This window comes from Pseudomonas sp. NPDC087804, from assembly GCF_044742965.1.
Lineage (GTDB): Bacteria > Pseudomonadota > Gammaproteobacteria > Pseudomonadales > Pseudomonadaceae > Aquipseudomonas > Aquipseudomonas rustica.
On sequence record NZ_JBIUVN010000007.1, the window covers coordinates 100305 to 116552 of the forward strand.

Genomic DNA, 16248 nt, shown 5'->3' on the forward strand with positions numbered 1-16248 from the left:
GAGCGGCGCGATTTGCGCCGTCAATGCATGGCTTCATTTAATGCGCGAGGGCAGGTTCTGACTACTGTCAGAAATTACAGGTTTTGCGACCGTTCGTCGGAGAACTGCCCACCTGAGCTTCCTCACACGCCGGGAATATCATTGAGATCCATTATTTTCAGACGTAAAAAAACCCGCCCTCCCTTTCAACCGGGAGCGCGGGTTTTGTCGTTTCAGCCTCGGATCAGACGGTATCGACCTTCAACGAATGATCGTTGAGCATGCCGGTGATGATAGTCGCCGTGTCGTGCCCGCTGGCAATCATCCCGCCGGCCCCCGGTGTTACACCGTAGTGGCTGGCGAGGTTGACGCCGGCCAGGTCGATGGTCTGGTTTGGCGTGGCACCGGCCATGGCGCTGACGTCGATGCTGGTGAGCACCGACGCGCCCGTGCCGGTGACGGTGAAGTGCAGGTAGTCATCGAGCGACGCCGTGGTGCCGTTTTCACCTTGCAGCAGTTGCGACAGGTCGAGCTTGTCGGTGCCGGGGGTGAAGTCGGTGATGGTGTCGTGGCCGCTGTTGCCCTTGAGGTACTGGAAGGTGTCGGCCCCTGCTCCGCCGGTCAGGGTATTGTTGCCCAGGCCGCCGATCAGCAAGTCGTCACCGCCGCCGCCGTTGAGGATGTCGTTGCCCAGCCCACCATTGATCACGTTGTTATTGTTGTCGCCGGTCAACGTGTCGTTGAAGTTCGAGCCGACGAGGTTTTCGATGCCCGTGAGGGTGTCAGTTCCGGCACCGAGGGTGTTTTGCGCACCGAGCAGGCCGAGGTTGACCGTGACGCCGGCGGTGGCGTGGGCATAGCTCGCCGTGTCCGTGCCGGTGCCGCCATCGAGAAGGTCATTGCCCGGGCCGCTGTAGAGCAAATCGTTGCCGGCGCCGCCGTGCATTTCATTGTTGCCGGAGCCTGCGGTAAGCACATCGTTGCCGTCGCCGGCGTTGATGATGTTGTTGCCGGTGCCTGCGACGAGGATGTCATCGCCGGAGGTTCCGGTGAGGGTGTGGCCGTCCTGATAGCTGATGCTGACGTTGGCAGTGTCGCTGCCGCCATGGTTGTCGTTGGCGGTGTAGGTGCCGTTGAAGTCCGGGGTGATGTCGTGGGCCCCGGCGTAGTTGAGGGTCATGGTCAGTTGGTAGTTTTCCGCCGCGTTGGGGTTACCGCCGCCGCTTGGATCGGCGATGTTGGTGATGTGGATCTGATAGGTCCCATTCGCGGCTGCCGTCAGCGTTTGCCCGTCTGCCAGCGTGGTGTAAGCGCCGCCGTTGATCGAGTACTCCATGGTGACGTGACCGGCCGCCAGGTTGTGATCCAGATTTAGGGTCTCACCCTGACGCAGATTGACGGTGATGCGGTCTTCATCGTTGGCGTTGCTGTTGGTCACTGCGCCGAGATAGCCGCTGACCACCAGCACTGCGGTCATGGTTGCCGCGTTGGCACTGAACGAATTGCGCACGTTAGCCAGGTTCTGGTTGGCCGCGGTATTGGCGTTGGTGCCAGTGAAGTTGATCGCCCCGGTGCCGGTGAAGTCCGCCGCTTTCGAGATCCAACCGGTATTGAACGTCGTTGGCGTGGCGTTGAGCGTATCGCCATTCGGATCGGTGTCGTTGGCCAGTAACAGTTCGCCCGGCACCACCACGTTGCTCGACAGCACGTTGGTGATGACGTGATCGTCCGCCGCCACCGGCGGCGCGTTGGGGATCACTTTCACGGTCAGTGTCGAACTGGCGAGGTCGCCGTCGTTGTCGCTGACGGTGAAGCCGATGTTCTCGGTGATCACCACGGCGGTGGTTTTCTGCGAGGTGTAGGTGTAGTCGCCGGTATCGAGGTTGATCACCAGCGTGCCGCCATTGTTGGTGGCGATGCTCACCGAATTGTTCACGGTGTTGAACGTGCCGTGGTTGGTGCCAACGTTAGTTAACGAACCCTGCCCGCTGAGCGCTTTCGGATCGTAGGTGTAGGTGGTGCCGTCGACGACGATGGTTTTGATAAAGCCGCCATCCGCGCCGAACGTACCGCCCTCGCCCAGTAGCGAACCGGTGACCGGTGCGCCGACCACCGTGCCCGAGAGCACCGAGTTGAGTTGGTTGAGATCTGTCACCACTACAGCGTTGGTGTTGGTGTGGGTGATGCCGTCGTACGCCACTGGATCGAGGTTGGCGTTGCTCACGCCGCTGCCCAGACCGATCGCGTAGTTACGGATGTTGTTGGCGTCGAGGAAGGCTTTCAGCGCGGTTTCATCCGCCGTGCCGATTTCCTGGCCAGTGGTCGGTTTACCGTCGGAGAAGAAGTAGCCAACATTCTGCGCGCCGGTGAGTTTGCCCGAGGTGTTGAACGCAGTCTGCATGGTCGCCACGGCGGCGTCGTAGTTGGTGCCGCCGCCCGCGGTCAAACCCGCCAGTATCGTCTTGGCAGTGGCGATATCGACCCACACCGAGGTGCGATCGGTAGCGCTGCTGCTGAAGGTCACCAGTTGCACCTTCACGTCGCCGAGATCGTCGTATTTGTCGAGCAAGGCACTAATGGCCTGCTTGGCCAGCGCCAGCCGCGACAGACCCGGCACGCCGGAGGCGTCGGCCATACTGCCGGAGATGTCGAGGACGATCAGCAGGTTGGAATCGATCTCCACCGCCGCCACCGAACGATCGGAAGCCACGGCTTTTGGCACGTCATCGACGATGTTGACGACGATGGTGCTGGTGGTGCTGTTGCCCAGCGCATCGGTGGCTTTGTAGGTGAAACTTTCGCTGAGGGTGTTCGCGCCGTCGTTGGCGTTCGGCGAGGTTTTCGGCGCCGAAGTCAGCGTGTAGGTGTAGGTGCCGTCGGCATTCAGCTGGATCTGCCCGTAGCTGCCGGTGGCGCTGCCGACCAAGGTGTAGGTCAGCGCGCCGCTGCCGCCGGTGACCGCGCCGACCAGCGTGCCCGTCGCGGTTTCGCCGGTGTTGGTCGGCTCGCTGCCGGTGACCGTGCCGGCGGCCAGATCCTGGCCGTCCTTGGTCAGGTCGAGGGCTTTTTCGTAGACCGTGACGTCCTGATCGACCGAGGCAATCAGTTTGCTGTCGGCGACGTTGATGGTGATGGTCGTGGTGCTTTCATCGCCGTCGCTGTCGCGGATGGTGTAGGTGAACGTGTCGGTCGCGCCCGCAGGGCTCACCGAGTTCGGGTTGCTGTGATAAACAGCGTTGCCCGCAGCATCGAGGGTCAGGTAACCGAAGTTGCCGTTGATGTTGCTGTTGAGCCCGCCGATGGCCGAGGTGCCGGTGTTGCTGCCGGCGCGCACGCCGACCACCGCCCCGCCTGTTGCTGCGCCATCGGCGCCGGTGACGTCATTGCCCAGCACGCTGATGTTGACGGTACCGCCCTCGGCCACCGAGCCGGTGTCGGCTTTGGCGGTCGGCAGGTCATCGATGATGTTGACGTTGATCTGGCCGTTGGCAGTGCTGCCGTCGGTGTCCGTCGCCACCACGTTGAAGTTCTCGGTGAGGCTGTTGGCACCATTGGCGTTCGGGTGGGTTTCGTTGTCGACCAGGGTGTAGCTGTAACTCACGACACCGGTGGTCGGGTTGTAATTAGTGATGGTGAAGGTGCTGCCCAGCGGCGAAACCACCGATTGCGGGAAGCCTGCGGCGACACCGTTGGTCACCACGGCAATGCCGCCGACCGTCAGGGTTTGCAGGCCGTCGAGGGCGGTCACGGTGAAGGTGCCGCTTTGGGTCAGCAAGGCTGTGTTCGGGCTGGTGCCGTCGCTGAGGTTTTTCTCGTAAACGGTGAGTTCGCCGCCGTTGACGTCGAGACCGTTGAGCACCACCGGATCGTCATTGTTGTGGATGTTCAGCACCAGGTTGGCGGTGCTGACGTCGCCATCGGCATCGGTCAGGGTGTAGGTGAACGTCTCGGTGCCGTTGCCACCGCCGTGCAGATTTTTGAAGTCGGCATCGGTGGTGTCCAGCGTGTAGGTGTACGAGCCGTCGGCGTTGAGCACCAGTTTGCCGTAGGTGCCGGTGAAGGTGCCGGGAGTAATCGGCCCGCTCGCGACCACGTCGGCGCCTTGCACATCGTTGGTCAGCACGTTGCCGGTGAGGGTCAACAGGCTTTCCGAAGCGCTGTTGCCGTTGCTGTCGTTCACTGCATGTGGCACGTCGTCGACGATGCTGACGACGATGGTGCTGGTGACGATGTTGCCCAGCGAATCGGTGGCCTGATAGGTAAAACTTTCGGTCAGGATGTTGGCGCCGTCATCGGCATGCGGCGTGGTGGTCGCCGGCGATGTCAGGGTGTAGGTGTAGGTGCCGTTGGGGTTGAGGACAATCTGTCCGTAGTTGCCGGTGGCACTGCCGACCAATGCATAGCTGATCGCGCCGACCGCGCCAGTGACCGAGCCGACCAGGGTGCCGGACGCGGTTTCGCCGGTGTTGCTCGGGTCGCTGCCGGTGACCGTACCGGGGGCCAGATCCGCGCCGTCCTTGGTCAGGTCGAGTGCTTTCTCGAACACGGTGACATCGGTGTCGCTGGTCGCATACAGTTTGCTGTTGGCGACGTCGATGGTGATGGTTGTGGTGCTTTCGTCACCGTCGGAATCGCGCACGGTGTAGGTGAATACATCCACCGCGCCCGGGCCGTTCACCGCATTGGGATTGCTGTGGTAGACGGCGTTGCCGTTGGCATCCAGGGTCAGGTAGCCGTAGGTGCCGTTGATGTTGCTGTTCAGGCCACCGAGGGCCGAGGTCGACGTGTCGGCGCCGGCACGCACGCCAACCACCGCGCCGGTCGCCGCCGGGCCATCGGCGCCGCCGATATCGTTGTCGAGCACATTGCCGCTGACGGTTCCGCCCTCTGCCACCGACGCGGCATCAGGGTGGGCGCTCGGCAAATCATCGACGATGTTGACGTTGATCTGGCCGTTGGCGGTGCTGCCATCGGTGTCCGTCGCCACCACGTTGAAGTTCTCGGTGATGCTGTTGGCGCCGTTGGCATTCGGGTGGGTTTCGTTATCGACCAAGGTGTAGCTGTAGCTAACGACACCGGTGGTTTCGTTGTAACCGGTGATGGTCAGCGTGCTGCCCAACGGCGTGGTGATCGATTGCGGGAAACCTGCGGCGACGCCACCGGTCACCACGTTGATGCCGCCGACGGTCAGGGTTTGCAGACCGTCGAGAGCAGTGACGGTGAAGGTGCCGCTCTGGGTCAGCGCCGGGGTATTGGGGTCGGTGCCGTCACCGAGATTTTTCTCGTAGACCGTCAGTTCGCCGCCATTGACGTCGAGGCCGTTGAGCACCACTGGATCGTCATTGTTATGGATGTTCAGCACCAGGTTCGCGGTGCTGGTATCGCCGTCGGAGTCGGTGATGGTGTAGGTGAAATTCTCGGTACCGTTGCCGCCGCCGTGCAGATTTTTGAAGTCGGCATCGGTGGTGTCGAGGGTGTAGGTGTACGTGCCGTTGGCGTTGAGCACCAAGGTGCCGTAAGTCCCGGTGAACGTACCGGCGGTCACCGGCCCGCTGGCGACACGGTCGGCGCCCTGCACATCGTTGGTCAGGACGTTGCCGGTCAGCGTCAGTTGGCTTTCCGACGCCGTGGTTGTATTGCTGTCGTCCAGCGCTTTAGGCAAGTCGTCGACGATGTTGACGTCGAGGGTCGCGTTGGCGGTGGTGCCGTTGTCATCGACGACGGTGACGGCGAACTGCTCTGGCAGATTGTTTGCGCCGTTGGCGGTTGGGTGCGCTTCGTTATCGACCAGGGTGTAGCTGTAACTGACGACGCCGGTGGTTTCGTTGAAACCGGTGATGGTCAGTGTGCTGCCCAATGGCGTGGTGATTGATTGTGGGAAACCTGCTGCTACGCCGTTGGTGACGACGGCGATGCCGCCAACGGTCAACGTGGTGACGCCGTCGAGTGCGGTGATGTTGAAGGTGCCGCTTTGCGTCAGTGCACCGGAGTCTGGTGCGCTACCGTCGCTGAGGTTTTTCTCGTAAACGGTGAGTTCGCCGCCGTTGACGTTGAGGCCGTTGATGATCACCGGATCGTCGTTGTTGTGGATCTGCAGCACGAGGTTTGCGGTGCTGGTATCGCCATCGGAATCGGTGATGGTGTAGGTGAAGGTTTCAGTGCCGTTACCGCCACCGTGCAGCGCTTTGAAATCGGCGTCGGTGGTGTTCAGCGTGTAGGTGTACGTGCCGTTGGCGTTGAGCACCAATGTGCCGTAAGTCCCGGAGAACGTACCGGCGGTGATTGGGCCGGCATTCGGGCCGGTAGGTACGCGATCGGCGCCTTGTACGTCGTTGGTCAGTACGTTGCCGGACAGGCTCAGCAGGGTTTCTGAGGCGGTGCCGGCGTTGCTGTCGTCCACGCCTTTTGGCAGGTCGTCGATGATGTTTACATCGAGGGTCGCATTGGCGGTGGTGCCGTTGTCATCGACGACGGTGACGGCGAACTGCTCTGGCAGATTGTTTGCGCCGTTGGCGGTTGGGTGCGCTTCGTTATCGACCAGGGTGTAGCTGTAGCTGACGACGCCGGTGGTTTCATTGAAACCGGTGATGGTCAGTGTGCTGCCCAATGGCGTGGTGATTGATTGCGGGAAACCTGCTGCTACGCCGTTGGTGACGACGGCAATGCCGCCCACGGTCAGCGTGGTCACGCCGTCGAGTGCGGTGATGTTGAAGGTGCCGCTTTGCGTCAATGCACCGGAGTCTGGTGCGCTGCCGTCGCTGAGGTTTTTTTCGTAAACGGTGAGTTCGCCGCCATTCACGTTGAGGCCGTTGATGATCACCGGGTCGTCGTTGTTGTGGATCTGCAAGACGAGGTTTGCGGTGCTGGTATCGCCGTCGGAATCGGTGATGGTGTAGGTGAAGGTTTCTGTCCCGTTGCCGCCACCGTGCAGCGCTTTGAAATCGGCGTCAGTGGTGTTGAGGGTGTAGGTGTAAGTGCCGTTGGCGTTGAGCACCAATGTGCCGTAAGTCCCCGCAAACGTACCGGCGGTGATTGGCCCGGCATTCTCGCCGATGACCACACGGTCGGCGCCCTGCACATCGTTGATCAACACGTTGCCAGTGAGCGACAGATTGGTTTCCGAGGCGGTGCCTGCGTTCGAGTCATCCACGCCTTTTGGCAAGTCATCGACGATATTCACATCGAGGGTCGCATTGGCCGTGGTGCCGTTATCGTCGACGACGGTGACGGCGAACTGTTCTGACAGGTTGTTTGCGCCGTTAGCGGTTGGGTGCGCTTCGTTGTCGACCAAGGTGTAGCTGTAGCTGACGACGCCGGTGGTTTCGTTGAAACCGGTGATGGTCAGTGTGCTGCCCAACGGGGTGGTGATTGATTGCGGGAAGCCTGCGGCTACGCCGTTGGTGACGACGGCGATGCCGCCAACGGTCAACGTGGTCACGCCGTCCAGCGCAGTGATGTTGAACGTGCCGCTTTGAGTCAGTGCACCGGAATCTGGTGCGCTGCCGTCGCTGAGGTTTTTCTCGTAAACGGTGAGTTCGCCGCCGTTGACGTTGAGGCCGTTGATGATCACAGGATCGTCGTTGTTGTGGATCTGCAAGACGAGGTTCGCGGTGCTGGTGTCGCCGTCGGAATCGGTGATGGTGTAGGTGAACGTCTCGGTGCCGTTACCGCCACCGTGCAGCGCTTTGAAATCCGCATCGCTGGTGTTCAGCGTGTAGGTGTAAGTGCCGTTGGCGTTGAGCACCAAAGTCCCGTAAGTCCCCGCAAACGTACCGGCGGTGATCGGCCCGGCAGTCTCGCCAGTGGCCACGCGGTCGGCGCCCTGCACATCGTTGGTCAACACGTTGCCAGTGAGGCTGAGATTGGTCTCCGAGGCGGTGCCGGTGTTGCTGTCATCCACCGCTTTTGGCAGGTCGTCGATGATGTTCACATCGAGGGTCGCATTGGCAGTGGTGCCGTTGTCATCGACGACGGTGACGGCGAATTGCTCTGGCAGAGTGTTCGCGCCATTGGCGTTCGGATGCGTTTCGTTATCGACCAGCGTGTAGCTGTAACTGACCACGCCTGTCGCCGCGTTGAACCCGGTAATGGTCAACGTGCTGCCCAGCGGCGTCGTCACCGATTGCGGAAAACCAGCCGCGACACCGTTGGTGACCACAGCAATACCGCCGACGGTCAGCGTGGTGACGCCATCGAGTGCCGTCACCGTGAAGCTGCCATTTTGCGTCAGCGCTGCCGAATCAGGTGAACTTCCCAGGGCCAGGTTTTTCTCGAAAACCGTCAGCTCGCCGCCCGCAATATTCAAACCGCCGAGGGTCACCGGGTCGTCGTTGTTGTGGATCTGCAAAACCAGATTCGCGGTGCTGCTATCGCCGTCGGAATCGGTGAGGGTGTAGGCGAAGGTTTCGGTGCCGTTGCCACCGCCGTGCAGCGCTTTGAAATCGGCATCGCTGGTATTCAGCGTGTAGGTGTAAGTGCCGTTGGCGTTCAGCACCAGGGTGCCGTAAGTGCCGGTGAACGTGCCGGGCGTCACCGGGCCGGTGGCCACGCGGTCAGCGCCTTGCACATCGTTGGTCAGCACGTTGCCGGTCAGCGTCAGCAAGGTTTCCGAAGCGGTTGAGCTGTTGCTGTCATCCACCGCGCGCGGCACGTCGTCGGTGATGTTGACGTCGAGCGAACCGGTCGCGGTATCGCCATTGCTGTCGCCGGCAACCACGGTGAATTGTTCACTGAGGTTGTTCGCGCCATCGCCCGCTGCATGGGTGTCGTTGCCGTTGAGGGTATAGCTGTAGGTGACGACACCGGTGCTTGCGTTGTAGCCGGTAATGGTCAGGGTGTTGCCCAATTGCGTGGTGATCGACTGCGGGAAACCGACCGCTACACCACCGTTGACCAGGCTGATGCCGCCGACGCTGAGGCTGGTCAAACCGTCCGGCGCGTTAACGGTGAAGCTGCCACTTTGGGTCAGCGCTGCCGGATTGGCGGCCGAGCCGTCAGGCAGATTGGCTTCGTTGAGGTTCAGCTCGCCACCCGGCACGGACAGGCCGTTGAGGGTCACCAGGTTGTTGACCGGTGGCGGCACAATCACTGGTGTGTCGTCGCCGTTGTCGATCACCACGTTGTGGCGTTCTTCGGGGAATTCAGGAATGCCGCCGAACCCGGCGGTGGGGAAACCGATGATCGGATCAACCCGCCCGCCGACTTCCGTCAGCAAGACAAAACTGTGACCACCGCCCGCTTCACCTGGCGCGCCACCCGGAGCGTTTGGCCCGGCGGCAGTGGCTTCAGCGGTTTTCGACGGGTCATCACCGGCGGCGATGGCTTTCTGGATTTGCTCAACGTCGGTCAGTTGCGCTTCGCTCGGCGTCACCGCCTCGGCCGCGTTCACGTGCGCGGCTTGATCGGCGAGCAGTTGCCCGGACAGGGTCATGCTGCTGCCGCGCCCAAGGGTTAGCTCTTTGCCATTTTGCAGATGAACGGCGACGGCGCCTTCGGCCCCGGTGATCAATTGATCGCCGGCAAACAGCCGATCGCCTTCGACCAAGGCGCGTTTTGTGCCATCCGCTGCCTGTGCGAAAACCTGACCAATGACTTTAGTGACGGTACCGATGAGCGTTGCCATGTGAATTCCTCCGCTGCCGACCACTGTCGGCACTGGTTAACGAAGTAGCCCATGGCTCAATCGGGTTGCCGTGGCGACGCTCGCGCCTTCGACAGTTCGTTCGCAGGTTGCGCCGTTCAGGAAACATCAGTGCTATCAAGCACTTGAAAACCCTGATCAATGCAGCATTCCCACGAGCGCTACGTAACGCCGGTGAATCACTCGAGTGACAAAAATCTGTCGCTCCCCAGACGCTACGCGTCCCTCCCCTTCAGCAGTACTTCGCCGTATGTCGCAAAGTGAATGGAACTTTCCTCAAGCCTTTCTGCGCTCCCTAGCGCGCATAAAACAAAGGCTTTCGAGCTGAACAATGTGCCGGATTTTACAAACCGCATAAGTTTTTTTCGGAATAAGCCTTATGAAAATTTTTTCTTAGCTACGCTTCATTATGTTCTTAGCTCTGTTGTTACAAGAGTGAAACGCTTTCCACTAAAAATATCGTCAAATTTTTGGCGACAGTAACACACCATCAGGACTCAGGGAGATGCACCCATGCGCGTTTTAACCCCCCTCTGCAGCGCGGTTTTGCTGGCCATGGCTTGCACATCCCAAGCCCAGGCCATGAACCTCACCGAGGCGATCCAAAGCACCATCGCCACCCACCCGGAACTCGCTTCGCGCGTGGACGCACGCCTGTCGGCTGATGAACAAGTCAAAGTCGCCAAGGGCGGTTTCTATCCGTCCGTCGATTTGAACGCCGCCTACGGGCGCGGCTACAGCGACAACACCAACACCCGCGCCTTCGGTAACCACGACACACGAATTCTCAATTACACCCAGTCCGAGCTGCGCTTGCGGCAAATGCTGTTCGACGGTTTCAACACCGCCAACGAGGTTGAGCGCACCAAAGGCGTGTCCAATTCGCGCGCCTACTACGCGCAAGGCACCGCTCAGGATCTGGCCCTGCGCACCATCGAGGTCTACCTCGAAGTGCTCAAGCGCCGCGAACTGGTGACCCTGGCCACGAACAACCTGCAAGCGCACTTGCGCGTCAACGATCAGATTGGCCTGCGCACCGAGCGTGGCATCGGCAGCACTGCCGACTCCGATCAATCGGTGGCGCGTAAAGCGCTGGCGCAAAACAACCTCGACACCGCTGAAGTCGATCTGGCGGATGCCGAGTCGAACTTCTTCAGCGTCGTCGGGCGCATGCCTGATGAACTGGAAGCCCCGGCCACGACCCGTGGCGAGTTGCCGACCACCCTGCCGGAAGCCCAGCAGAGCATGGTCGAAAACAACCCGTACCTGAAATCGGCGCAGGCCGACGTGCAATCGGCCGAGAGCCAATACGAAGTCGCCAAGTCGCCGTTCTACCCACGTTTCGACGCAGAAGCAGCGGTGGGCGCGAACAACAACGTGCAGGGCGATGAAGGTCACGACAACGAATGGCGTGTCGGCGTGATCATGAACTACAACCTGTTCCGTGGCGGCAGCGACAAGGCGCGACTGGCCTCCGATGCGCACCAGATCAATCAGGCAATGGACATCCGCAACAACGCCCTGCGTCAGCTCAACGAGAACATTCACTTGGCCTGGAACGCCATGCTCAACGCGAAGAAACAGACCCCGACCGCCCGCGAATACGCGGAAACCACCAAGCGTGTACGCGCCGCGTATCAGGATCAGTTCGGCCTCGGCCAACGTACCCTGCTTGACTTGCTCGACAGTGAAAACGAGCTCTACAACGCCAACCGTCGCTACACCGAAATCCGCTACACCGAGGAATATTCGATGTACCGCGTGCTGGCGAACATGGGCCAGTTGCTGAGCAAACAACGGGTGGTGCTGCCCGCCGATGCGATCGCCTCCAGCGAAGTGAAAAACGAAGCCCGCCTCCCAGAGCTGAAATAACCCCTCTGTAGGAGCTGCCGAAGGCTGCATGATCGTTCCCACGCTCTGCGTGGGAATGAAGCCCGTGACGCTCCGCGTCACTGGACGCAGAGCGTCCCTAGAGGCATTCCCACGCAGAGCGTGGGAACGATCATGCAGCAGGGTTGATGTGGGTGTCCGAGCCAGTTCAAAGGAGCGATCAATATGACCAGCATGGAACCCGGCAACTCTGGGGTCGATCCGCGGCTGAGCTTCGATGATCCGTTACTCGACGGTCTGTTGATTCTCTGCAAACTGCATGGCGCGACAGTCAGTCGCGCCAGCCTGAGTGCCGGGCTGCCGCTGAACAAACAACGTCTGAGCCTCGATTTGTTACCCCGCGCTGCTGCTCGTGCGGGGTTGCAGGCGCGGATGTTGCGCCGTGAACTCAAAGACATCTCACCACTGAACCTGCCAATTCTGTTGTTGCTCAACGACGGTCGCACCGCCGTGCTGCGGCGTTTCGGCGATGACGGCAAAGCGCTGATTCTGCCCAGCGAAGCCGATGGCGGCGAGCAATGGGTCAGCCGTGAAGAACTCACCGAACACTACAGCGGCCAGGCCTTGTTCGCCCGGCCGCGCCACGAACTTGAAGACCTGCGCTCGCCGCTGGTGCCGCGCGTGCATGCCTGGTTTCGCGATACCCTGAAGCTGTCGAAATGGCTTTACGGCGACGCGATTCTCGCCAGTTTCCTGATCAACCTGCTGGGCCTGATGGTGCCGCTGTTCGTCATGCAGACCTACGACCGCGTGGTGCCAAACCAAGCGACATCGACCTTGTGGGTGCTGTCGATCGGTCTGTTGATCGGCACCGGTTTCGAACTGGTGCTGCGGGTGGTGCGTGCGCACTTGCTCGACACCGCCGGCAAGAAAACCGATGTGATCCTTTCCGCGACTTTGTTTGAACGCATCACCGGCATGTCGATGAAGGCGCGGCCAGCGACCATCGGCGGGTTTGCGCAGAGCATTCATGACTTCCAGGGTCTGCGTGAATTCCTCACCGCCGTCACCCTGACCAGCCTGATCGACCTGCCCTTCGTCGTTTTGATGCTGGTGGTGATAGGCCTCCTCGGCGGCTGGCTGGTGGTGATTCCGATGTTGGCGTTTCCGATCACGATCATTTTCGCTTTGGCGATTCAGGTGCGTCTGCGCGACACCGTGCAGAAAAGCCTGAGCCTCGGCGCCGAACGCCAGGCCGTGTTGATCGAAACACTCGGCGGTCTGGAAACCCTCAAGGCCTGCAGTGCCGAAAGCGAGCGCCAGCACAAATGGGAAAGCACCCACGGCGCCCTCACCCGCCTCGACAGCCATGCGCGCAATCTCTCGGCGCTGGCAACCAACGGCACATTGTTCATTCAGCAGTTCTCGGGGATGGCGACGATTGTCGCCGGGGTTTACAGCATCATCGCCGGCAACCTCAGCGTCGGTGCGCTGGTCGCCAGCTACATGCTCGGCAGCCGCGTACTCGCGCCGCTGGGGCAGATCGCCGGGCTGATCACCCGTTATCAGCAAGCGCAATTGACCATGAAAAGCACCGACGCATTGATGTCGTTGCCGCAGGAACGCGACGGCAAACAGCGGCCGCTGGAACGCACGCAACTGCAAGGCGCGCTGGACGTCAGCGGCGTGACCTTTCACTACAACGGCCAGAATGCGCCGGCCCTGAGCAACATCAGTTTCAGTCTCAAAGCCGGTGAGCGGGTTGGCATTATCGGTCGCAGTGGCTCGGGTAAAAGCACCTTGGCGCGGTTGGTGATGGGTTTCTATGAGCCAGAAGAAGGCCAGTTGCTGCTCGACGGTCTCGACCTGCGGCAACTGGATGTCGCGGATCTGCGCCAGCAAATCGGCTATGTCGCCCACGACCTGCCGCTGCTGGCGGGCAGCCTGCGCGATAACCTCACCCTCGGCGCACGCTACGTCAGCGATTCGCGGATGCTTGAAGTGGCTGAGCTGACCGGCGTCACCGAACTCGCTCGCCAGCATCCGCAAGGTTTTGATCGGCCGGTCGGTGAGCGCGGGCAATTGCTTTCCGGCGGCCAACGCCAAGCGGTATTACTCGCGCGTTCGCTGTTGCTCGACCCGCCGATCATGCTCCTCGACGAACCCACCAGCGCCATGGACAACAGCAGCGAAGACATCCTGCGCCAGAAACTTCATGGCTGGGTGCAAGGCAAAACCCTGCTGCTGGTCACCCACCGCACCTCGATGCTGAGCCTGGTGGATCGGCTGCTGGTACTCGACAACGGCCGGATCGTCGCCGACGGCCCGAAAGAAGCAGTCATCGAAGCACTGCGCAAGGGCCGCGTCGGCTCTGCGGCGGTGTAGATGCTTAACCATAATTTATGGCTTACACAAAAAAGTGCCCTGCATTGCACAGAACCTGTGCCTTACACAAAACCTGTGGCGAGGGGATTTATCCCCGATTGGGTGCGCAGCGCCCATGAGTTTTTTGAGGCTGCTGCGCAACCCATCGGGGATAAATCCCCTCACCACAGGAAAGCTTTTTGGCCACAGGCATTTTCTGTGGCCACCAGGGAAGTTCTCTGAACACAGGAAGTTCTCTGGGCACAGGAAGGTTCTGTGGCGAAGGGAAGCTCCCTGGCCACTGTTGGGTCATCCAGTTTGATGTTTCTTAATTGAGGGGTATCGCCCCATGTCGGCATCTTCAGATAGCAAATCTCGCGGCTACTTCGACAGTTTCGGCAAAAGCGCCGAGGCTGAGTTCATGCCGGAAACCGCCGGGGCCGCGTTGCAGGATTCGCCGCGCTGGTCGCGGATCACCGTGTGGCTGGCGGCAGGGCTGCTGATCAGTGCGGTGGTCTGGGCCAAATTCGCCGTGCTCGAAGAAGTGACCATGGGCGAAGGCAAGGCGATTCCGTCGAGCAAGATTCAGGTGATCCAGAACCTTGAGGGCGGCATCGTTACCGAGATCTTCGTGCGTGAAGGGCAAATGGTGAACAAGGGCGACACCCTGCTGCGTCTGGATGACACGCGCTTCCGTTCGAACAAAGGCGAGAGCGAGGCCGATCGTTATGCGCTGACGGCGCAGGTCGAAAGACTGTCGGCCGAAGCGGAAGGCCGGCCGTTCAAGCTCTCCGATGAAGTGGTCGCCAAAGCGCCGCAAGTCGCTGAAGACGAGCGCTCGCTGTATGACCAACGCCAGCGCCGACTGGCCAGTGAACAACGAACCCTCAGCGAACAACTGCGGCAGAAAACCCAGGAACTGGCGGAATTTCGTTCCAAGCAGGGCCAGTTCAGTTCCAGTCTGGCCTTGCTGCAGCAAGAAATGAACATGTCCGAACCGCTGGTGAAAACCGGTGCAGTGTCGCCGGTGGAGATCCTGCGATTGAAGCGCAGCGCGGTGGAGATCCGAGGTTCGCTGAACGCCACCACACTCGCCATTCCCCGCGCCGAATCGGCGATTGCCGAGATCCGCAGCAAGATCGACGAATCCGAACAAACCTTCCGCTCCGAAGCCGCCAAAGAGCTAAATGAGAAACGCACCGACCTGTCAAAAATCACCGCGACCAGCATCGCCATCGACGACCGGGTCACCCGCACCACCGTGACTTCACCGGTGCACGGCGTGATCAAGCAATTGAAGGTCAACACCATCGGCGGCGTGGTGCAGCCGGGCAGCGACATGGTTGAAATCGTGCCGCTGGAGGACAACCTGCTGATCGAAGCCAAAGTGCGCCCGCAGGATGTGGCGTTTCTGCATCCGGGGCAGAAGGCGATGGTCAAGTTCAGTGCTTATGACTACACGATTTACGGCGGGCTGAGCGCCAAGCTTGAGTTGATCGGCGCGGACACGATTACTGATGACAAGGGCAACAGCTTTTACCTGATTCAGGTGCGCACCGATAAAAACCATTTGGGCGGGGATGTGAAGCCGTTGCTGATTATTCCGGGAATGGTTGCGACGGTGGACATCATTACCGGCGAGAAAAGTGTGCTGGATTACTTGCTGAAACCGGTGCTGAAGGCCAGAACCGAGGCGATGCGCGAGCGGTAGCGAATGATCGTTCCCATGCTCCGCGTGGGAATGCCGCCCGGGACGCTCCGCGTCCCTTTGCGACTGTGACGCAGAGCGTCACTGGATGAATTCCCACGCAGAGCGTGAGAACGATCATCTATCGCCATGATTACGCTGAAAGGTCTCCTCCCCCATCGCCGCAATCTGCCCCTCGATCAACGCTTCAAAGGGCTTGAGCAACGGTTCAAACGAAACCGGTGCCTCCAGCGTTTGCAATGCCTGCACAATCGCCTCAACCGTCGACAACGCCCCCGGCCCCGGGGCCTTACGCAATCGATAGCGCGACACCCCGCCCTCGGCCAGCGTCACCCGTGGCAACGCCGCCAGCAGTGGATTGAGGTGCAGCATCTTGCGCGCTTTACGCCACGTTCCATCAGGCACCACCAGTAACAACGGCTCATCCGACTCAGCGTAAGCCTGCATCGGCTGCGCATCATCGGCGGGAAACAACAACCGCGCCCGATAGCCCGGCTGATTCAGCAACGTCGGCAAATCCTCAAACACCTCACCCACAATCAACTCGGCATTGCTCAACCCCAGCGCCGCCAATCGCGCGGTGTTCAACGCATGATTGACCTCGCTCGGATGCTGCAACAGCAACACTCGCGTGCGGCTGTCGAGGCTGGGGATCAGCGGGCACAGGCAATGGGTTTGTGGGCGCAGGCAGCGCGGGCATTGAGGTCTGGACATACTTATTTTTCCT

5 protein-coding genes are annotated in these 16248 nt (G+C 60.7%); 3 read left to right on the plus strand and 2 right to left on the minus strand.

Annotated features, from left to right (window positions below):
• Window positions 1-223: 223 nt before the first annotated feature.
• Window positions 224-9601 carry a retention module-containing protein gene (locus ACIOMO_RS13240; RefSeq protein ID WP_401241187.1) on the minus strand — a complete coding sequence of 3126 codons (9378 nt, stop codon included), beginning with the start codon at window positions 9599-9601 and terminating at the stop codon, window positions 224-226.
• Window positions 9602-10132: 531 nt separating this feature from the next.
• On the opposite strand from ACIOMO_RS13240, the gene ACIOMO_RS13245 reads away from it, so the two are divergent.
• The 3 genes from ACIOMO_RS13245 to ACIOMO_RS13255 all read left to right on the plus strand — a co-directional run bounded on the left by ACIOMO_RS13245 (window position 10133) and on the right by ACIOMO_RS13255 (window position 15524).
• Window positions 10133-11491, plus strand: coding sequence for a TolC family outer membrane protein (locus ACIOMO_RS13245; RefSeq protein WP_053118214.1), 1359 nt, complete (start codon window positions 10133-10135; stop codon window positions 11489-11491).
• 183 nt (window positions 11492-11674) lie between these two features.
• The gene (locus tag ACIOMO_RS13250) at window positions 11675-13834 is read left to right on the plus strand and encodes a type I secretion system permease/ATPase (protein ID WP_400649080.1); all 2160 of its coding nucleotides are present in this window, start codon (window positions 11675-11677) and stop codon (window positions 13832-13834) included.
• Between the two features lie 328 nt (window positions 13835-14162).
• Entirely contained in the window at window positions 14163-15524 is a 1362-nt protein-coding gene (locus ACIOMO_RS13255; RefSeq protein ID WP_053118210.1) for an HlyD family type I secretion periplasmic adaptor subunit, read from the plus strand.
• A 114-nt stretch (window positions 15525-15638) separates the two neighbouring features.
• Here the strand turns inward: ACIOMO_RS13255 and ACIOMO_RS13260 are convergent, their stop codons facing one another.
• Window positions 15639-16235 (minus strand): tRNA-uridine aminocarboxypropyltransferase, encoded by a 597-nt coding sequence (locus tag ACIOMO_RS13260; RefSeq protein WP_053118208.1) that lies wholly within the window; start codon window positions 16233-16235, stop codon window positions 15639-15641.
• Between the last annotated feature and the right edge of the window lie 13 nt (window positions 16236-16248).